We start from the raw sequence: 20,007 nt of genomic DNA, 5'->3' as shown, positions 1-20,007 counted from the left end.
AAAGTGACACAATGAAACTGATAACGACCGGAGTGAAGCATGTCCAAGCAACTTTTTCCCCGCACGGCTTTATGGCTGAGCATCGGTGGCGCATTACTCGCGGCAGGCTGCGGTGGTAGCGACGACCATGACGATCACGGCCAAGCCCCAGAGGCACCTACCGCTAGCGCCAGTGTTGCGCCAAAGACGCTGACACTCAGCTGGAATAGCGTGAGCGGGGCCGATTACTACAAAGTGTCACAAGACCCTGACGGCAATACTGGTTTTAGCGATATTAGCGGACAAGTAAACGGCACAGAATTTACCGCGCCTCTCGCGGCCCATCTCACCAACTGGACAGACGGACGTTTTATTGTCGAGGCCTGTAACAGTCAAGGCTGCACCGCCAGCGAAGACATTTACCTAGACGACCAAGTAGCCGATGCCATCGGTTATCTAAAAGCGGGCGCGCCACAACAGAAAGCCACTTTTGGCTTTGCCATGGCAGCCTCTGCCGACGGCACAACACTCGCCGTGGGCGCCCCCCGGTTTAATATCGCCGCAGACGCTGGCACCAACAGTGGCGCCGTATTTATATTTCAAGCCAGCGATTCGGGCTGGCAACTAAGCCAAACCCTGAACAACCCATCACCCGATATGGGCGAGGATGACCTGTTTGGCTACTCGCTGGGGTTGTCAGACGATGGGGCGACACTCGCTGTTGGCGCCCCTTATGAAGACAGCGCTAAAGGTGCGGCGGCAGAGGACAACTCTCTCGCCGATTCGGGTGCCGTCTATGTCTATCAAAACACCAATAGCAACTGGCAGCAGCAAGCACTCATCAAGGCATCCAACGCCGAAAAACAAGACTTCTTTGGGGTGCGAGTGGCACTGTCAGCTGACGGCTCACGACTCGCAGCCAGCGCACCCTACGAAGACAGTAACGCCGCCGGTGTAAATGGCAACCAGGATGATAATAGTGTCGACTTGGCTGGCGCCGTTTATGTGTTCGACCTCTCGGACGAGGACTGGAACCAGCAAGCCTACATCAAACCCAGCACCAAATCCTGGCACGACTCACCGTGCTTTGACCCGCGTCCGCCAAGCATTGAGTGCTACGAAACTACCCCTTCACGTTTCGGTTACGCACTAGCCTTTGCCGACGAGGGTAACCTATTAGCAGTGGGCTCTCCGGGCGATAACTCCAGCAGTGGTGGTATTAATGGCGACGAGGAAGACTTCAAAGCCCGCAGCTCTGGCGCCGTGCATATTTTGCGCTATACCGATGCAGGCTGGGGCCATACCGATTACATTAAAGCCGCCACTCCCGGCATGAACGACGAGTTCGGTTTAAGCCTTGCCCTCTCGGCCGATGGCAGCCGCCTTGCGGTTGGCGCCCCCTATGAAGATGGCGCTGGATCCGGGCTTGATGCCGACGCCACGACTATTGGTGAGGCCGATTCTGGCGCCGCCTACCTGTTTGCGTTTGACGGCAGCTGGCAACAACAGGCCTACATAAAGGCTGAGGCCAGCGACGAGGACAATCTGTTCGGTTGGCAGGTGGCCTTATCCGGCGACGGCACTGTGTTAGCCGCCGGTGCACCGCGGGACGACTCTGACGCGCAAGCGATCGGCACTGACTGGGACAACAACCTCGCCCCCAGCGCTGGTGCGGCATACCTCTACCAGCACAATGGCAGCAGTTGGCAGCTGGGTAATTATATAAAATCCAGTAATACCGATGCCAACGATACCTTTGGCCGAACCTTGGTATTAACCCGGGACGGCCAAACCCTCGCAGTCACCGCCTCCGGTGAAGACGGCAAGGGCACTGATACTACCGGCGATAGCAGTGACAACAGCGTCACCGACAGCGGTGCAGTATACCTTTACTAGATCGCTGAAGCCGCGCGTTCAAAAGCTGTGCAAAAGCCCTCGCAGGCTCTTGCACAGCTTTTAGCGTTGTACGCCCCAGCAGATAACGAGTATCACTGCACTCGAGGAACCGGCGACTATCCTGATGGTCAAAACAGCCGCTTTTTATGGGATACTAACAAGATTGGCACATCGCTTAATTTCCGCCTTTGCATTGACACACCTGTCAGGGCCGGACAGAATCCCCCGCACACGATAAACTTCAGGATCTATTGAATGAGTTACGAGCTTCTGCACGCGGTTAAAAAACTTAGCCTATTACCCTGTCTGATGGCGACTTTAACGCTGGTCGGCTGTGGTAGCGACGATGATGATAACGATCAGTCCTCCAGCTCCAGCAGTGTATCGAGTAGCTCATCCAGTAATTCTAGCAGCAGTAGCTCATCCTCTAGCTCTGCCAGCGAATGGCCCGACATTAATATTGAAGGTACAGGTACCGGGACTTTGCGCATTTACTGGGACGAGGTCGCAGGCACCAACTTTTACCGTTTGTACAAAGATCCAGACGGCGCCAGCGGCTTTAGCCAAGTAGGGGGCGACCTAACCAGCCCTGAGGCTTTTGACCACGTCAGCGTTCATCTCGCCAACTGGCCAGAGGCGCGTTATATGGTTGAAGCCTGCAGCAGCGCCTCGGATTGCAGTAACTCCAATGAGGCCGTCGCGATAGACGCCATGCTGAGCACCATCGGTTACCTCAAAGCCTCTAATACGGAAACGAGCGATTGGTTTGGTTGGAGCCTAGACCTATCGAACGACGGCACCACCCTCGCCGTGGGCACACCACAAGAGGACTCAATGGCACAGGGTGTTAATGGCGACCAAGCCGACAACACCACCTTCGCCGCGGGGGCTGTGTATGTATTCACTCAAGTCGACGGCAGCTGGCAACAGCAAGCTTACCTCAAAGCCTCTAACACTGAGGCACCCTTCGAGGACGAAGACGGCAACGAATTTCTCTTCCGCAACGACCGCTTTGGTTACTCAGTTTCACTGTCCGACGACGGCAACACTCTCGCGGTGGGCGCATTGCGCGAGGACAGCAACGCCACTGGGATAAACGGCGATGGCGATAATAACGCGGCATCGGATGCGGGTGCCGTTTATTTATTTGAGCGCACCGACAACAACTGGTCACAAGCCGCCTACGTGAAGGCCTCCAACACCCCGCAGGAAGAGACAGCATCCAGCAGCAGCTCTTCGTCCAGCTCCAGCAGCTCGTCAAGTAGCAGTTCGGTTTCTGGTACCACCGTGGGTGATCGCTTCGGTCACAGCCTTAACCTCTCCGGCGATGGCAAGACCCTCGCGGTAGGCGCTATTGGAGAAGACAGCAGTTCTGGGGGTATCAATGGCGACGAGAGCATTGATGCTCCTAGCACAGCGTCATCCGGCGCGGTCTACGTTTTCACCAAAAGCGAGAACAACTGGACACAGCAAGCTTATATTAAAGCCGAAACACCCAGCGCCGGCGATCAATTTGGTTACTCGATCGCCCTAGACTACAGCGGTAATACGCTAGCGGTAGGCGCTCGGGGTGAAGATTTTGCCGGCAATGGCGTCAACCAAGAAATTCCCACTGACGTTAATCCCAAAGGCGACTCAGGCGCGGTATTTACTTTTGCGCGCAGCGGTACTGAATGGGAGCAGTCGGCTTACATTAAACCTGGCTACTCTGTGCGCCTTCTTTCACAGGAGGGCTACGTCAGTTACTTATATTTTGGCACCAGCGTAAGCTTGTCGAGCGACGGTAAGCGCCTAGCCGTAGGGGCACCTGGCGACGGTAGCCGAGCCACAGGCGTCAATGGCGACCCGGCCGATTATACCGAGTTAGATTCCGACGCTTCCAGCGACATGGTATCTTTTATAGAGTCGGGTGCTGCCTATATTTTTGAAAACTTAACCGACGGTTGGGAACAAACCACCTACATCAAAGCCTCCAACCCAGGGCCAAAGGACGCCTTCGGCACCACCGTTCGGCTGTCAGGCGACGGCCGCTATTTAGCCGTGGGCGCCTACCTTGAAGACAGTGCCGCTCTCGGTATCAATGGCGACGAGTCCGACAACAATGCCGAGAACAGCGGCGCGCTTTACCTGTTCGGTCGAGATTCGGCAGGTGAATGGGCGCAACGCAGCTATGTTAAAGCTTCCGAAAGCGACGCGCAGGATCGGCTAGGACGTGCTCTGTCGCTCTCGGGTGATGGCGCTCGTTTAGCCGCCAGCGCTTATCGCGAGGCAGGTGCCGGCACAGGTACCGAGGCCGACTCCAGCGACAACACGGCCGATGCCGCCGGTGCTGTGCGTCTCTACTAACGCAAAGTATTCATCTACGCCATAAAAAAACCGAGCCAGGCTCGGTTTTTTTATGGGCAAAGGTCGCTAGCGTAAATAGCGCGTTATTTGTCAACTCTCCAGCCACACATCCCTTACCCAATGCCATACCGAAGGCCAAGTTTCATCAGTGACATCGCCGTCGCGCCAAAATTGCACCTCACCCTCAGGCTCGACACAGTAATAGTGGCCGTTCACTTCACAAAGCGGCACCAGGTGCCGCGGCATACCGCGCGACCATGCTACCGCCGCCACCTCGGGCAAATAGGTATGAGCATAGGGATCGGCCGCCGTTACAGGCTCCAGCGAGCCGTAGACCACATCACTGGCTTGCAGTAAGTAGTCGCGCAAATCTCTCGGTAGCGGCAGCAATAACTCCTCCTCCACGACCACAAGGCTATCCTCATCAGGCAACTCTAGCGGTACCGGAACGGAGATATTCTGCTCGCGCAGTTCATCTAGAACGTCTTCCATCATTATCTCATTTTTGCGAATCAGCAGGTAAGCAATGCTACCGCCGTCACCTCTGGCAAACAAGCACCGCGTCAATGGCTAATTTTGCGTGCTCGTTAAACGTCTAGCGTCTTCCAAAGCGCTAATCTAGGCCGCTAAACAGCTTCTATCCATCAGGTGTAGCCCGTGAAACTCATTACCCTTACGTTACTTGTTAGCCTCCTGAGCGCCTGTGGCGGCTCAGGAGGGGGCGCAAGCGATAACAGCCCGAGCGACAATAACGCCAGCTCGCAAAGTAGCACCCCAGAGCTTAACAGCAGCTCCAGCAGCTTTGACCACAGCGACTCAAGTAGCAGCAACGATACCGACACCAGCAGCTCCGCATCCGAGGCAAGCTCCGAAACGTCTAGCGTAACCTCTAGCAGCAGTTCAAGTACCGTACCCTCGTCAAGCTCATCAATTGCCCCTAGCAGCTCCAGCGTGGCAAGCTCATCGTCGCCAATCAGCAACGTGCCGAGTTCTAGTTCTAGTTCTAGTTCTAGTTCTAGTTCTAGTTCTAGTTCTAGTTCTGACAGTGTGATCTCTGCCCCTGACAACCTCAAGGCAGGTGCCGGCAACCGCGAAGTACGATTGGACTGGCAAGCGGTCGATAACGCCGATCGTTATCTGGTTTTTTTCGCCTCCGAGGCGAACTTCGACCCTCTCAATATTGGCGCCTATCGCGATGGCGACTGGCAACAAGCCAAGCAACCACCTTTTACAGTAAGCGGGCTGGATAACGGCACGACTTATTACTTTGTCATAACCGCGGTGCGATCAGGTAAGGAAAGCGATGCGAGTGCGCGAGTCAGCGCCACCCCGTCTCGGCCCAGTGCTCCTCTTAACGTCAGTGCGGCCGAAACTTTAATGGTCGAGCTGATCAACCAAGCGCGCTTTAATCCCAGCGCCGAAGCCACACGTTTTGGCATTGACCTGAACGAAGGCCTCACGCCCGGCACGCTCTCTAACGAACGGCGACCACCATTGGCCTACAATGAACTATTGATGTTCGCCGCACGCACCCACAGCCAGTGGATGCTCGACACCGACACTTTCTCTCACAGCGGGGCAGCTAACAGCAGCGTAACGGATCGCATTGCTGCCGAAGGCTATACGTTAAGCGGCAGCTGGACCGCCGGCGAAAATATTTCCGTATCCGGCGCATCCCGCCGCCCAGACCCAGTGAATGCGGTCATTAGTCAGCATCAAGGGCTATTCAAGTCGCCCGGTCACCGGGTGAATATTCTCAATGCCGGCTACCGCGAGCTGGGCGTTGGGCAGCGTTCGGGCGAGTTTACGTTTAGCTCCGGCGCATTTCCCAGCTCGATGATCAGCCAAAATTTTGCGCGTCACGGCAGCGATTATTTTGTCTCGGGGGTGGTCTATCGCGATAGCGACAACAACGGCCGCTACAGCGCCGCCGAAGGAGTTGAAGGGGTTACCGTAAGCGTTGGCGACGCCAGCACGACCAGCGGCGCTGCGGGTGCATACACTATCGCGCGCCCCAAAGGCACCTACAACGTTGCCGCATTTGGTGACGATATCGGCCTGACAACCGACTCAGTCACGCTGAATAATCGCAACAAGAAGCTCGACATCATCATCAACGGGACAAACGCCCAGCTAACCGTGTGGTAACACTAACCGCGGCGATTAACCGAACAGCGACATTTGCCGATCGGTAATCGCTGCCAGCGAGTCATTCAAAAAATACAAAATAGAATCGGCCACCGGGGCCAGTTGCCGAGTTCGGTAGTGCTCGTAGTCGAGCTCGCTGCGCCGCCCCGGGACCGGCTCGGGGCCCTGTAGGGTAATCACGTAACTGACCCAATCGCCGCGTTTTAACTCCCCCAGCCCCCACTCTTTTTGTTTGCGCGCAGCTTGCACATGGGGCGGCACATTTTTTTGATAATCGCTTAAGCGTCGGCGCAAACGTTTTTTGTACACCAGCTTATCGTCACTCTCGCCCAGCATCAAAGCGCGCACACACTGCTGCACATAAGCTTGATAGGGCTCGTCGGCAAATACCCGGCGGTACAGTTCATGTTGAAACTCACGCGCCAACAATGTCCAGTCGGTGCGCACCGATTCCAACCCTTTAAACACCAGAGTTTCGGCACCGGCCTTACCCACCAACCCGGCATAACGTTTTTTGCTACCCTCATCGGAGCCGCGCACAGTAGGCATTAAAAACTTTTTATAGTGAGTTTCAAATTCAATTTCTAAAGCGCTTTCAATACCAAACTCATCCTGGAGCTTTTCTTGCCACCAAACATTTAATCCTTCGGCCAAATGTCGACCTACGCCGGCGGCTTCCTCGTCGGGCATCGGAGCGTCCGTACACAGCCAGACAAACACCGAGTCGGTATCCCCATAAATCACTTTATAACCCTGAGTCTCAATCCAGCGCTTACTCGATTGAATAATATCGTGCCCGCGTAGAGTAATAGAGCTGGCCACCCGCGGGTCAAAAAAGCGGCAGCCGGTAGAGCCCAGCACACCGTAAAACGAGTTCATAATAATTTTTATCGCGTAAGATAAGGGCGTATTATTGCCCGCTTTCGCCCGATCTCGCGCCTGCCACAGAGACTCAATCATATCCGGCAGAATTGCTTTATCGCGATCAAACGATGCCCCGTTAAATCCCGCCACCAAGTGTCGTTTAGTCGTCGATTGCTCGGCGCACCAAAAAGCACAGGGGTCGATATAAAACGTACGAATAATACTCGGGTACAGGCTTTTAAAGTCCAACACTAAAACATGTTGGTATATTCCCGGGTCGGAGTCCATCACAAAACCGCCGGGGCTGACAATGTCCGAGCGCAGCTCTCCGAGGTTAGGGGCAATAAAACCGTTGCGATGCAGTCGTGGCAAATAGCTGTATTCAAATGCCGCCACCGAGCCGCCAATCCGATCGAGCAACAACCCGGTAAGCTGACTGCGCTCTATCGCAAATTCCAGCAGCTCTTGCTGGGCAAAAATATCCCATACGAGCTGACAATCTTTTAGGTTGTAGCGCGCCAGCGCCGACTTATCCGCATGAAACAACCGAGTGATATCCTCGCCGCGATCAGCACCGTGTAACAACTTACCCTCACCCAACAACTCGGCGGCGACATTATTTAACGCAAAACTATCAAACTGATAATTGGCCTGTTTTAAAAGCTCAATACCGTCGAGCACGACACGCCCCGGTATCGACACAAATCGGCGCCCGCCCTCACCTTTTTCCTGCCGCCAAAATGGACGCGCCCCACCGCGCCCTATATCAAGCACCAACTTAAGGCGTGCGGCAATGTCGCACAGCACCCACAAATCAAACTGCACAACATTCCATCCGATCAGGCCATCGGGATCTTCCTCCTTTAACCAAGCGAGAAATTTTTGCAAACAAGCCTTTTCATCCACGCACCCGATTAAGCTGGTGCCATCGTCTAGCACCTGGGTAGATGTCTGCTCCGCCACCATAAACACACAGCGGGTTTGCGCAGAATAAACACCGATGGAATACAGTGTTTTGGCATCCATCGTGGTTTCGATATCAATGGAGGCCAAACGTAACTTGGGTCGAAAATCAGCGGGCGCGAGCTTGGGGTTAAACAATGTGCGAGGCTTACCGGGCACCGCATCTATACAAGCGGCCGCGGTTATAAAACGCTCCATCAAAAAACGCTCGGGCGGGCGAATATCGGCCTCCCAGCAAGGGATAGTGTGCGAGGTTAAACGCTTTTCGGCTTCGCGGGCGTCTCCCATAGTACGAAAATAAAGTGCGGTAACCGCTTTGCCGTCACGGGTTTTTAGGGGTAAATCTCGGTGACGCCAACCGCTCAATGATTGCAAGATTTCTAACGCCTGCGAGAGCTTGCGGGTAGCGATAAAAAAAACGGCTTCTTGCTCAGTAAAGCGGGTGCACACCGCACCCGAGTCGGTGGCCCAATGAAACTCTAACTCTAACCCCTTGGGGGTATCGCGCCAGCCGCGCGTCAATAAAAAAGCGTTAAACATGGCGCGCCAAGTACAGGGTTAACCTTGCTCGAGTAACTCTCGCAAGTTAATAATTGCGGCGTTAGCGCGCGAAATATACGAGGCCATCACCAACGAGTGATTAGCCAGCATGCCAAAACCACTGCCATTTAAAATCATCGGACTATAAATCGTGTGCTGGGTCGCCTCCAGCTCACGAATAATTTGCCGCAGACTAACCAAGGCGTTTTTCTTAACTAAAATATCCGAAAAGTCTTTCTCCGCGGCACGCAATAAATGCATTAGCGCCCACGAAGCTCCGCGCGCTTCATAGTACACATCGTCTATCTCTAGCCATGGCGTTTTCACATAGTTATCATGTGGTTTAGGGGTTGCAGCACTGGCAGCACTGTCACCGGCCAGATCTGTATTAAGCCGCTGTTGCCCCACGCTGGCGCTTAAGCGCTGCGACAAGTTACCCAGCCGGGTCTCAACCGTCGACAACCAATAACGTAAGTTATCGGCACGGGCAAAAAACTGCGCATCTTGGTTGGCAGGGTCCGTTAACCGATCTAAATAGGCTTGCAAATGCGAAATACCTTGTCGATATTGCTTCTCCGAGGGCGGAAACAGCCAGCTATCGTTATTAAAGTTAAACCGCGATTCGGCCAGCGCCAAGTCTTCATCTTCTAGCGATTGTGATTGCGAGCGACTAAATGCCTCACGCATCGCCTTGTTCATATCCCGAACTTGAATCAACACGCCATACTCCCAGTTAGGCATGTTATCCAACCACCAAGAAGGCGGGGTAACATCGTTGCTGAGATAGCCACCGGGCTTATCAAGTAAAGTTCCCGCGACCTCCATTAAGGTTATTGTGGTTGCCGCCCCTACCACTGGCGAGCGATTCATTTGCTCCAGCTTGACCTCGGCACGAGCGCCAACATTAAAGCTCGGCGGCATCCAACTCCAATACCACCCCAGCGCCAGCAATACCAATAGCAGCAGCAAAAGCGGCAGCAATAACCAGCCCCAGCGAGCTGAACCGCGCTCGCTATCATCCGAGCTGTCAGAACTCGTCGTTTCCGCCTCATCGACACTCGATGTGTCACTCACCGAGTTGTTGCGACGCGTCAACTTACGCCAGGTTCGTCCTAGACTTTCCATTATCGGCACACTCCTATTGGGGATCGATCGGGGCATCAGTGATGATGTGAATGGTCGGCATTATCGTACCGACTCTTAGCAACCGCTTGCACAGTTTTGGTCGCGCCGCCGGCAAATTCGAGGGTTAAATCGACGCTATCGCCACTGGCGAGCTCGGCCTGCACGTCAAACAACATGATGTGATAACCGCCCGATTCAAACACCTGTGTCTGCCCCGGGGCTAAGGCGAGCGATTCTACGGGCCGCATCCGCATCATACCATCAACACTGGTGTGCGAATGTAGCTGCGCTTTTGCCGCCGCTGTGGTATTCACCCCCACCAGCGTTAAAGGCGTTTTGCCAACATTGTGCAATCGCATAAAGACGGCACTATTATGAGTACCGGGAATCGGCAACTGCACCACGGCCTCCGTTGCCTTGACCGATGCTGGTGGCGCTTGATCGGCGTGGGCGGGCGACAGAACAAACACAAATAATACAGCTAAAAATCTTACGGTTATTGGCATCTCTGGACACTCAGCTCACAATGATACTTTTAAGGGTTGCGCCAAAGCTGACGCACGATACCGACCCGCGTGGGCGCAGGCATAACAACCAAAACTACGGCGGCGATAAAAACTCAACTCGCGCGGGCGAACCCACTTTAATATCAGCGCGCAGCAAATACCCTTTTACCGCCTCGCGCATGGTTTGATACACCCAACGTCCCTGAGCATCAGTGCCGGTAACAATCAGCACCATTTGCTCGTCACGACGCGCGCGCAACGCTAAATCAGACAATTGCGCCTTAACGGTAGCGGTACGAGCCTGCAGCTCGCCGGCATTAAGGAGTACGGCGTTATCGGCCACCACGGGCGTCTGCGGTTCCACGGTTTGCTCGCGCTGCTCGTCAATCATAGCGCTAACGGCGGCATTATCCGGCAACACCGTCGCCGCCCGATCCAGATAACGGTGCGCCTCTTGATAGCGGCTGCGCTGCGCGGCGTCGCGAGCCATGGCTAAATAGCGTAAAACAATCGCTTGCATCCCCAGCTCGGCCGCTTCGTTATCCGGATCTAGCTGCAGCACACTGGCATAGCGGTCATAGGCATTGTCATACGCGGGCATTAACAAACGGTCTCGGGCCAAGGCTCGCTCGGCACGCGATAACAACCGGGCAATCATCCGCGCACGCTGCTCGGCCGGGCTAACCGTTGGCTTAACCGCGACCGGCTCGCGGCTCTGCTTAGGTTGCGGTGGGGCAGTGGTCGAGCACCCCGCCATCAGCAATGCACACAATACCGCCAGAGTACTAATACACTTCATTACGACCGGGTCTCCGCTGCTACGCCCAATGTGTTGGTTTTTTCAGGCTAAATCAATCTGAACCAGTGTAGCCGGTCTCGCCCCTTGGCGGCAACGCGCCGGAACTGGATGCTGCCGACACGGTCTCATCTTTTTACCCACATCACACGGCGACATTTGTAAAACATCGCGTCCAGCGCGAGAATAGACGCCTACATTCACCCAATCCATATTTGCGAGCCACAATAACGTAATGACTGACTCCTTACTCCGCCGCCTCCTGGTTACTGCCCACCAGTTGTTACTGCTATTCACGCTCTGTACCGCCGTTATGGCTCACGGCGCTGACACCATTGAACTAGTGCCGCCTAAATCCGCCAGCCCGGCCAGCGGCCTGAGCATCGGACCACAAGACGATGAAGCTGAGCCCGAATTTTTGCCCGTCACCGAAGCTTATATGCTCAGCACCTGGGTGCGCGATGGCTCACTCATATTGCACTGGGACGTTGAGCCGGGCTACTACCTCTATCAAGAACAGTTTGCTCTGACCACCGACACAGGGGTCCGGCTCACTCCCGAATTCTCCGACAGCATCAAAAAATACGACGAATACTTTGAAAAAGACATGGCGTTGCACTTTGGCTCGGCAACACTCACCGTGCCACTCAGCGCCGACACCGCGCCATTCAACCTAAAGATACGCTCGCAGGGCTGCGCAGAGGCAGGATTGTGCTACCCACCTTATGATAACTACTTACACGTCGACCCAACCGATAGTTCGGCCGACCCCATCGATGCCGCCGCCTTCGAAAGTGGCGCGAGCAATGCCGACAATCGCGCAGCCAGCTCAGACACCGGCAGCAGCGCAGGCCTTTGGGCGATATTACTGCTTGCCCTAGCCGGCGGCGTTATTCTTAACTTAATGCCCTGCGTGTTTCCGGTTTTGTCCATTAAAGTACTAAGCTTAACCGGCGCTGACCGCCAGCGCGCCCACCACCACGGCTGGGCCTACACGGCGGGCATTCTGGCAAGTTTTGCCGGCTTTGCCGCGCTGTTGCTTATTGCTAGGGCCAGCGGCGAAGCAGCCGGCTGGGGCTTCCAGTTGCAATCTCCTCTGGTAATCGCCGCACTGGTGTACTTGTTTGTACTCATGGGGCTGGTGCTGTCCGGTCTAGTCAACATGGGCAACAGCTTAATGGGCGTGGGCCAACGCTTAACCCAAAGCAACGGCATGACCGGTTCATTTTTTACCGGGGTGCTGGCGGCTGTTGTCGCCAGCCCATGTACCGCGCCATTTATGGGAGTCGCACTGGGTTACGCATTAACTCAACCGGCGGCCACCGCGCTGCTGGTGTTTATGGCGCTGGGTTTTGGTATGGCGTTGCCCTTACTGGTGCTGTGCTACGTTCCTGCCTTAATGCGTCACCTGCCCTCGCCAGGCCCCTGGATGGACACATTAAAGCAGCTGCTCGCCTTTCCAATTTACCTTACCGCACTTTGGCTATTGTGGGTGCTCGGCCACCAAGCCGGTAGCGACGCTATTGTCATTTTACTGCTCGGCGCACTCTTGTTTGGCTTTGCCACTTGGCTCCACCAGCACCGCCCGTCAGGCGCGGGCGCGCGCATAGCCGTCAATGCGGCAGCCATATCCCTGGTAGCCATCGCGCTAATGCTACCTTTTGTCGCCATTAAATCGACCGGCTACCGTAACGTCAGCACCGATCACTGGCAACCGTACAACGCCGAGACGCTCGCACAGTTGCGCGCCGAAGGGCGCGGTGTATTTGTCAATTTAACCGCTGATTGGTGCGTCACCTGCCTGACCAACGAAGCAGTGGTACTTGGCACCGAGGAGATCAAACAAGCCTTTAACAATTACAACATTGCCACCTTAAAAGGCGACTGGACCAACGGCGACCCGGCTATCACCAAACTGTTAAATGAGTATCAGCGCAGCGGCGTGCCACTTTACCTATGGTTTGCCCCCGGCAGCTCCGAGAAAGCCATTATTCTTCCACAACTATTGCGCAAAAAGCACTTGCTGGATGAGTTTAGGAGCAGCTACCCGACGAAAGGCAATACTTAACTGACTTTAGCCGCTCATTTGACGAACTTGCACAACCTTACGTCAAATCGCGGGTAACCCGCTGGCAAAAGGCACTATCGTGCAAAAACTGACGCGTCTTGCCGCCCAACAATTAGCCAGCTGCCGACAAAAACCTACTAACGGCGGCAAACGTGTCGACATTTTTCGGGAATTCGAGAAAAATACCGGCACATCATGGACACATACACTTTTTTACGGCAAACTCGCGCCTTATACGCGGCTGAGGGCAACCTCGGTCATTCTTGGCACAGCCAGCGAAGGATTACCCATGGCGAGCATACTGGTGTTACACGGCCCCAATCTCAATTTACTGGGAACTCGTGAGCCGGGCGTCTACGGAGCCACTACACTCAATGATATCAACCAACGTCTGAGTGAGATCTGTCAGCAGCAGGGCCACCACCTGCTAAGCCTGCAAAGCAACGCCGAGTACGAGCTAATCGACCGCGTACACGAAGCGCGCTCAGAAGGCGTGGATTTTATTATCTTTAATCCCGCCGCTTTCACCCACACCAGCGTCGCCCTGCGTGACGCCCTACTGGCGGTGGGCATTCCGTTTATAGAAGTGCACATTTCTAACGTGTATAGACGCGAAGAGTTTAGGCACACGTCATATTTTTCTGATATTGCCGAGGGCGTTATTTGCGGCCTTGGCGCCGAGGGCTACGAGCTTGCGCTAACTGCGGCGCTTACTCGCTGCTCACAGTAACGCTAATACTTGAATTGAATCCCGTATATTAAGAGAGGGCCACATGGATATTCGTAAAATTAAAAAATTGATTGAGCTGCTGGAAGAGTCTGATATCGGCGAGCTGGAAATTAAAGAAGGCGAAGAGTCAGTGCGCATCAGCCGCAACTCCACTCACGCCGCCGTTGCGCAACCACAAATGTACGCGCCGGCGCCTGCCGCACCGGCCCCTGCAGCCGCACCGGCCGCCGCCCCTGCTGCGGCCGAGCCAGAGGCGCCCTCGGGCCATTTAGTCAAATCCCCCATGGTAGGCACCTTTTACCGTTCGCCAAGCCCGGGTTCTCCAGCCTTTGCGGAAGTGGGCAAACACGTAAAAGCCGGCGACGTTATTTGCATTATTGAAGCCATGAAAATGATGAACCAAATCGAAGCCGACAAGGCTGGCGTTATCGAAGCCATTCTGGTTGAAGACGGCGAGCCGGTAGAGTTTGACCAACCCTTGGTAACCATCGTCTAAGTACGATTGTGAAGCGCAGCTATTTACGCACTAGCGTGCCGATAAAACACGAGGAGTTGGTGTATGTTTGAGAAAATATTAATTGCAAACCGCGGTGAAATTGCACTGCGGATTTTGCGCGCCTGTAAAGAAATGGGCATTAAAACCGTCGCGGTACACTCGCAGGTCGACCGCGACTTAAAACACGTGCGACTGGCCGACGAGTCTGTTTGCATCGGGCCTAACCCGTCACCGCAAAGCTATCTAAACATCCCCGCTATTATCAGCGCGATGGAAGTAACCGACTCAGTGGCGGTTCATCCAGGCTATGGCTTTTTAGCCGAAAACGCTGACTTTGCCGAGCAAGTACAAAAAAGCGGCTTTGTGTTTATTGGCCCGGATCCCGACGTTATCCGTGTCATGGGCGACAAAGTGGCCGCGATTGCCGCCATGAAAAAAGCCGGGGTGCCTACAGTGCCCGGCTCAGACGGCCCACTGCCAACCGAGGATCGCGACACCTGTCAGGCTATCGCCAAGCGAATCGGGTACCCCATCATCATTAAGGCTGCGGCCGGTGGCGGCGGGCGCGGGATGCGCGTAGTGCACACCGAAGCGTCACTCATGAGCTCTATCCATATCACCCAAAGCGAGGCCAAAGGCGCCTTTGGTGACGATACAGTTTACATGGAAAAATTCCTGCAAAACCCACGTCACGTCGAGATTCAAATTCTTTCCGACGGCCAGGGCAGCGCGATACACTTAGGGGACCGCGATTGCTCGCTACAACGCCGCCATCAAAAGGTGTTAGAGGAAGCTCCAGCCCCCGGCATCCCAGAGGATGTTCGCGAGTCTACCGCTGCGGCATGTGTGCAAGCGTGTATCGATATCGGTTACAAAGGCGCGGGCACCTTTGAGTTTTTGTACGAAGACGGTCGCTTTTACTTTATCGAGATGAACACCCGCGTTCAGGTCGAGCACCCAGTAACCGAGATGGTGACCGGCATCGATATTATTCGCGAGCAAATCCGCGTCTGCGCTGGCGAGAAGCTCTCAATCAAACAAGAGGACGTGGTGATCCGCGGCCATGCTTTTGAGTGCCGTATTAACGCCGAAGACCCCAAAACTTTTATGCCCTGCCCCGGCACCATCAATAATTTTCATGCGCCGGGCGGATTTGGGGTGCGAGTTGACTCTCACCTTTACAGTGGCTACAGCGTACCGCCCAACTACGATTCAATGATCGCCAAAATCATTACTCACGGTGAAGATCGCACCATCGCCCTCAACCGTATGCGCAATGCGTTGGAAGAAACCGTTATTGACGGTATTCGCACCAACATTCCGTTGCAACAGCGTTTGGTGCGCGATCCGGCGTTCCGCGAAGGCGGTGTCAACATTCACTACCTCGAGAAAAAGCTCGAAGGTTAAACCCGCAAGGTCCGGCACCCGCCGGACCCCAAGCCTCTGGACTGTCATGCCCTGGTTACAAATTAAACTCAACACTGTGCGCGAGCAGGCAGCCAAACTTGAAGACGCCTTGCTCGATACCGGCGCCGTCAGCGTCACCCTGCAGGACAACGCCGACCAGCCCATTTTGGAGCCTGGCCTGGGTGAAACTCCGCTGTGGGATCAAGTGCGCATCACCGGACTATTCGATGCCGACATCGATACCCGCAACACCACCGAGCAAATTACAGCGCGGTTTAATCAAGCGCTGCCCGAACACCAGTGGGAGCAGTTGGAAGACAAAGACTGGGAGCGGGAATGGATGAGTAACTACCATCCTATCTGCTGCGGTGAGCGTCTATGGATCTGCCCCAGCTGGCTCGCACCACCAGAGCCCGATAAAGTTAACATTCTGCTCGACCCAGGCCTGGCATTCGGCACGGGCACCCACCCCACCACCTTTTTGTGTATGCAGTGGCTGGATGGGCAAACTCTAGACGATTTACACTTGGTGGATTACGGCTGCGGCTCGGGGATTCTCGGCATTGCGGCGCTCAAGCTTGGCGCGCGCAAAGTCGTCGGGGTCGACATCGACCCACAGGCGCTGCTTGCCACCAGCGACAACGCGCAGCGCAACCAGCTGGCCGAAAACGCCATGCCAGTGTTTTTGCCACCTCAGGCACCCAATGAGCCGGTCGATATCGTCCTGGCCAACATACTCGCCGGCCCCCTTGCAGAGCTTGCGCCACAGCTATCTGCCTTAACGCGCCGCGATGGCAAAATATGCCTCTCGGGCATTTTGGCGACGCAGGCAGACGCGGTAATGGCAGCCTACGCTGACAATTTTGTGTTTGACCCAGTCGCCCAAAAAGACGAATGGGTTCGTATTACCGGCACCAAAATTCGCTAAACTGTGGCGCATTTACCCGTGCACACTTTGCGATTAAACTGGCTCTAGTGTGCTCGGGAGGCTCTCCCGCGACAGCAAGGAAAACGCGTTAGCTATGACCCAACTGGTTACCCGCTGCCCGCAGTGCAGTACGTCGTTTCGGATTACGCCTGCGCAAATTCAAAAAGCCCGCGGCGCTGTGCGCTGCGGCTCTTGCTTGCATATTTTTAACGCTGAGCAAAACCTGATTGAGGGCGGTAACCCCAAGCCCACAGAGCGACGCGAAAAAGCCGCCAAGCGCGCGCCGCAAACGCCCCCACCAACCCAAGCGCAACTGCCCATCAACAGTGAGCCGGAGCTTGAAGTGCAGCCGGCGAGCGCAACCAAACCCGAAACCACACAGGCACTAAGCTCTGCGCGCCAAATCACGGCAGACTCCCAGTCAGAGGCTAAACCGCATAACGATACCGCACCTCGCCCCGCCGCCTCGCCCACAGCTACAGCAGCGCCGCACGAGCAAGACACATCGTCGCGCAAAACGGAGACTCTCGACGAGACGCCCGACATAAGTGTAAAACCCACATCGTCCGAGCACACAATCAACGTTAGCGAGCAAGAGCTGACCCCGAGCGCCAGCCAAGAAGGCTTACTGCGCTTCGATCAAGCGCAGATCGACCTTGAGAGCGAGCTCGACGACGATGTGCTGATCAGCGATGACATGGACAACCCAAGCACCGAGCCTGACAGCGATCTATACGTCGCTCCCAGCGACAGCAGCCACTCACTGTTTGAGCGAAGAATTGAGCACCGCGGCGAAGAGTTTGTCGACACCAGCGACGAGTCATGGGCCGAAAATCTACTAGACGACGACGCGCCAGTACCAACAAAAACCAGCGACAGCTTTGACAACCCCCTCAGTATCACCCGGGGCGAGCAGCCGGTTACCGTCACCCCTCAAGAAAATAACGAGCAGCGCGATACTGATGCGTTTATCGACAATTACGCAGCCAACGAGCACAGTGCAAGCACAGAGCTAGTCGCACCAGAGGAGCCGCTCGAGCCTCCACCTGAGAAGCCACCCAGCGCCGCCCCCGCACCACGTTTTTATTTGCACGCGGACGACTCTGACGAGGAAGACAGCAGCCAAGAGGCGACGAGGTTTGGCGGGCAACTCCGCGCTTATGACAGCGAGCGCAGCGCGCTGCTGATGGGAATCGACCCCGAGCCGGTAGAAATGGCGGGCTCCCACCACCATCCGTGGCGCAAGCGCTTAATCTGGGGCGGCCTGTGCCTGCTGGCAGCGCTGGGCCTTGCCGCGCAAATCGCCTGGTTGCAGTTTGACCGCTACAGTCGTATTGAACCCTACCGGAGCTACTATCAAAGCGTTTGCAGCCTGATTGGATGCCAGTTACCCACCTTACGGGACACCAGCAAAGTCCGCGCGTTTAACCTAGTGGTACGGCAGCACCCAGAGCAATCGCGAGCACTGATGATAGACGCTATTATTCTCAACAGCGCCGACTTTAAGCAGCCCTACCCAGCCCTGCAGCTAACCTTTAGCGACATCAACGACAGGCCGGTCGCCTCACGTGTTTTCACCCCTAAAGAGTACTTGCGGGGCGAGCTAACAGGCCGCACCATTATGCCGTCTAACCAACCAGTTCACCTGAGCCTGGAGCTTTCCGACCCCGGCCCAGAGGCAGTCAATTACAGCTTAGTTATTCCTTAGAGAATTCACCCACGCCGGCTAAAGAGCAAAATTCGCTTAAAAAAAAGCCAATCTGTGTGAATTCTGCGTTCCCAATCCGGTTGCAAAAAGGTATCATAGCCAGCCTTTTTCGACCGGCCCTGCCGCTAGAAATTAACGTATCGCTTTAGACAGAACCGTCGGTAAGGTAGTTGACAGTGCTCCAGATTGGCCCTTATCAAATCGATGTTCCTGTAGTGCTAGCGCCTATGGCGGGCGTTACTGACCGCCCCTTTCGCCAGCTTTGCCGGCAACAAGGTGCAGGGCTCGCAATCTCGGAGATGGTCACCTCTGATGCAACGCTCTGGCATAGCCGCAAAAGCCGCCAGCGGCTCGATCATCGCGGCGAAACAGGCCCTATTGCGGTGCAAATAGCTGGCGCCGATCCGGCGATGATGGCTGAGGCCGCCCGTCTTAACGTAGATAACGGCGCCCAGATCATCGACATCAATATGGGGTGCCCGGCAAAAAAAGTTTGTAAAAAAGCCGCCGGCTCAGCATTACTGCGCGACGAAGCCTTAGTAGCAAATATATTACAAGCGGTAGTATCAGCCGTTACGGTACCTGTAACACTAAAAATACGCACCGGCTGGAGCCCGGACCAGCGCAATGCGGTTACCATTGCCAAGCTCGCCGAAAGTTGCGGTATTAAAGCGCTGGCCATACACGGCCGCACCCGGGCCTGCCGTTTTGGCGGCCAGGCCGAGTACGACACGATTGCCGAGGTTGTACAAAACATCAATATTCCGGTGCTGTGCAACGGCGATATCGACACGGCGCCCAAAGCACAGCAAGTGCTGCAACACACAGGCGCACAAGCCGTTATGATCGGGCGCGCCGCGCAAGGGCGCCCTTGGATTTTTAAACAGATTGACCACTACCTGCGTACTGGCGAGCTGTTAGCTGAACCACCCCTGAGTGAAATCAGGGATATTCTTTGTACCCATTTGGGGGAGCTGGCCGAATTTTACGGTCCAGTCATGGGGCCGCGTATCTCGCGCAAGCACCTCGGCTGGTACCTGCAAACACTGCCCGACAGCGGGCCGTTTCGCGCTACGTTCAACCAGTTAGAAAACGCCCAAGATCAATATGCCAGTGTTCGGGATTACTTCGAACAGCTGTTAGAAAGAGAGGAAAAAGCGGCATGAATTCAGTAGAAACTTTTATCACCGATGCATCGATGACTCCCAAAGAGTCCTTGGGCGCACAACCACAACAGGCACCCGCGACTCAAGCGCAGTCATTGCGCGGCAGTGTCGAGCAAGCCATGGAAAATTACTTCCAGCATTTAGATGGACAGCCTGTTAGCAATGTCTACGACATGGTAATGGCCGAGGTCGAGGCGCCTTTACTCGAGGTGGTATTAAAGTACACCCGTCACAACCAAACTCGCGCAGCACAAGCGCTGGGTTTAAACCGTGGCACTTTACGCAAAAAGCTTAAGCAGTACGGCTTACTGTAAGCAAAGATAATTGGTGCCTATGGCACC

Annotated in this window: 17 protein-coding genes; 11 read left to right on the top strand and 6 right to left on the bottom strand. The window is 55.1% G+C overall.

Annotated elements, in window-relative coordinates:
• Positions 1–39 precede the first annotated feature (39 nt).
• Together ACGHAD_RS04140 and ACGHAD_RS04135 are read left to right on the top strand one after the other, a co-directional pair.
• Positions 40–1,875, top strand: coding sequence for a hypothetical protein (locus ACGHAD_RS04140; RefSeq protein WP_382413644.1), 1,836 nt, complete (start codon positions 40–42; stop codon positions 1,873–1,875).
• Between the two features lie 255 nt (positions 1,876–2,130).
• The gene (locus tag ACGHAD_RS04135; RefSeq protein WP_382413646.1) at positions 2,131–4,221 is read left to right on the top strand and encodes a histidine kinase; all 2,091 of its coding nucleotides are present in this window, start codon (positions 2,131–2,133) and stop codon (positions 4,219–4,221) included.
• Positions 4,222–4,311: 90 nt separating this feature from the next.
• Here ACGHAD_RS04135 and ACGHAD_RS04130 read toward each other — a convergent pair whose 3' ends face one another.
• Both ACGHAD_RS04130 and ACGHAD_RS04125 read right to left on the bottom strand, forming a co-directional pair.
• Positions 4,312–4,713: an SMI1/KNR4 family protein gene (locus tag ACGHAD_RS04130; protein ID WP_382413648.1), complete on the bottom strand. Its 402-nt coding sequence runs from the start codon at positions 4,711–4,713 to the stop codon at positions 4,312–4,314.
• A 152-nt stretch (positions 4,714–4,865) separates the two neighbouring features.
• Entirely contained in the window at positions 4,866–5,294 is a 429-nt protein-coding gene (locus ACGHAD_RS04125; RefSeq protein ID WP_382413651.1) for a hypothetical protein, read from the bottom strand.
• Between ACGHAD_RS04125 and ACGHAD_RS04120 the strand changes: the two genes are divergently transcribed.
• Positions 5,269–6,369 (top strand): CAP domain-containing protein, encoded by a 1,101-nt coding sequence (locus ACGHAD_RS04120; RefSeq protein WP_382413656.1) that lies wholly within the window; start codon positions 5,269–5,271, stop codon positions 6,367–6,369. The two genes, ACGHAD_RS04125 and ACGHAD_RS04120, sit on opposite strands and share 26 nt — an antisense overlap.
• Before the next feature lie 15 nt (positions 6,370–6,384).
• Here the strand turns inward: ACGHAD_RS04120 and ACGHAD_RS04115 are convergent, their stop codons facing one another.
• From ACGHAD_RS04115 to ACGHAD_RS04100, 4 genes are all read right to left on the bottom strand, one after another.
• Positions 6,385–8,736 (bottom strand): DNA polymerase II, encoded by a 2,352-nt coding sequence (locus tag ACGHAD_RS04115; RefSeq protein ID WP_382413660.1) that lies wholly within the window; start codon positions 8,734–8,736, stop codon positions 6,385–6,387.
• A gap of 18 nt (positions 8,737–8,754) precedes the next feature.
• On the bottom strand, positions 8,755–9,861 hold the full coding sequence (locus ACGHAD_RS04110) for a DUF2333 family protein (protein WP_382413662.1): 1,107 nt from the start codon (positions 9,859–9,861) through the stop codon (positions 8,755–8,757).
• Positions 9,862–9,896: 35 nt separating this feature from the next.
• Positions 9,897–10,367 carry a copper chaperone PCu(A)C gene (locus ACGHAD_RS04105; RefSeq protein ID WP_382413664.1) on the bottom strand — a complete coding sequence of 157 codons (471 nt, stop codon included), beginning with the start codon at positions 10,365–10,367 and terminating at the stop codon, positions 9,897–9,899.
• A gap of 94 nt (positions 10,368–10,461) precedes the next feature.
• Positions 10,462–11,166, bottom strand: coding sequence for a hypothetical protein (locus ACGHAD_RS04100; protein ID WP_339616496.1), 705 nt, complete (start codon positions 11,164–11,166; stop codon positions 10,462–10,464).
• A 310-nt stretch (positions 11,167–11,476) separates the two neighbouring features.
• Between ACGHAD_RS04100 and ACGHAD_RS04095 the strand changes: the two genes are divergently transcribed.
• The 8 genes from ACGHAD_RS04095 (at position 11,477) to fis (ending at position 19,980) form a co-directional block, all read left to right on the top strand.
• Complete coding sequence (locus tag ACGHAD_RS04095; protein ID WP_382413666.1) at positions 11,477–13,231, top strand: protein-disulfide reductase DsbD family protein; 1,755 nt, start codon at positions 11,477–11,479, stop codon at positions 13,229–13,231.
• Positions 13,232–13,520: 289 nt separating this feature from the next.
• A complete protein-coding gene (aroQ, locus tag ACGHAD_RS04090; protein ID WP_339616494.1) occupies positions 13,521–13,961 on the top strand; it encodes a type II 3-dehydroquinate dehydratase in 441 nt (146 codons plus the stop codon).
• A 43-nt stretch (positions 13,962–14,004) separates the two neighbouring features.
• Complete coding sequence (gene accB, locus ACGHAD_RS04085; RefSeq protein ID WP_382413669.1) at positions 14,005–14,457, top strand: acetyl-CoA carboxylase biotin carboxyl carrier protein; 453 nt, start codon at positions 14,005–14,007, stop codon at positions 14,455–14,457.
• Between the two features lie 63 nt (positions 14,458–14,520).
• Positions 14,521–15,864, top strand: coding sequence for an acetyl-CoA carboxylase biotin carboxylase subunit (gene accC, locus ACGHAD_RS04080; RefSeq protein ID WP_339616492.1), 1,344 nt, complete (start codon positions 14,521–14,523; stop codon positions 15,862–15,864).
• Between the two features lie 46 nt (positions 15,865–15,910).
• On the top strand, positions 15,911–16,792 hold the full coding sequence (gene prmA, locus ACGHAD_RS04075) for a 50S ribosomal protein L11 methyltransferase (RefSeq protein WP_382413672.1): 882 nt from the start codon (positions 15,911–15,913) through the stop codon (positions 16,790–16,792).
• A gap of 94 nt (positions 16,793–16,886) precedes the next feature.
• The gene (locus ACGHAD_RS04070; RefSeq protein WP_382413674.1) at positions 16,887–18,500 is read left to right on the top strand and encodes a DUF3426 domain-containing protein; all 1,614 of its coding nucleotides are present in this window, start codon (positions 16,887–16,889) and stop codon (positions 18,498–18,500) included.
• 170 nt (positions 18,501–18,670) lie between these two features.
• Entirely contained in the window at positions 18,671–19,666 is a 996-nt protein-coding gene (gene dusB / locus ACGHAD_RS04065) for a tRNA dihydrouridine synthase DusB (RefSeq protein ID WP_339616489.1), read from the top strand.
• Positions 19,663–19,980, top strand: coding sequence for a DNA-binding transcriptional regulator Fis (gene fis / locus ACGHAD_RS04060; RefSeq protein ID WP_382413676.1), 318 nt, complete (start codon positions 19,663–19,665; stop codon positions 19,978–19,980). Before dusB ends, fis begins: the two co-directional genes overlap by 4 nt.
• Positions 19,981–20,007 lie beyond the last annotated feature (27 nt).

The organism is Gilvimarinus japonicus (genome assembly GCF_042847215.1).
Lineage (GTDB): Bacteria > Pseudomonadota > Gammaproteobacteria > Pseudomonadales > Cellvibrionaceae > Gilvimarinus > Gilvimarinus japonicus.
The sequence above is the reverse complement of the archived record's forward strand: the minus strand, read 5'-3'. Positions and strand labels throughout refer to the sequence as shown.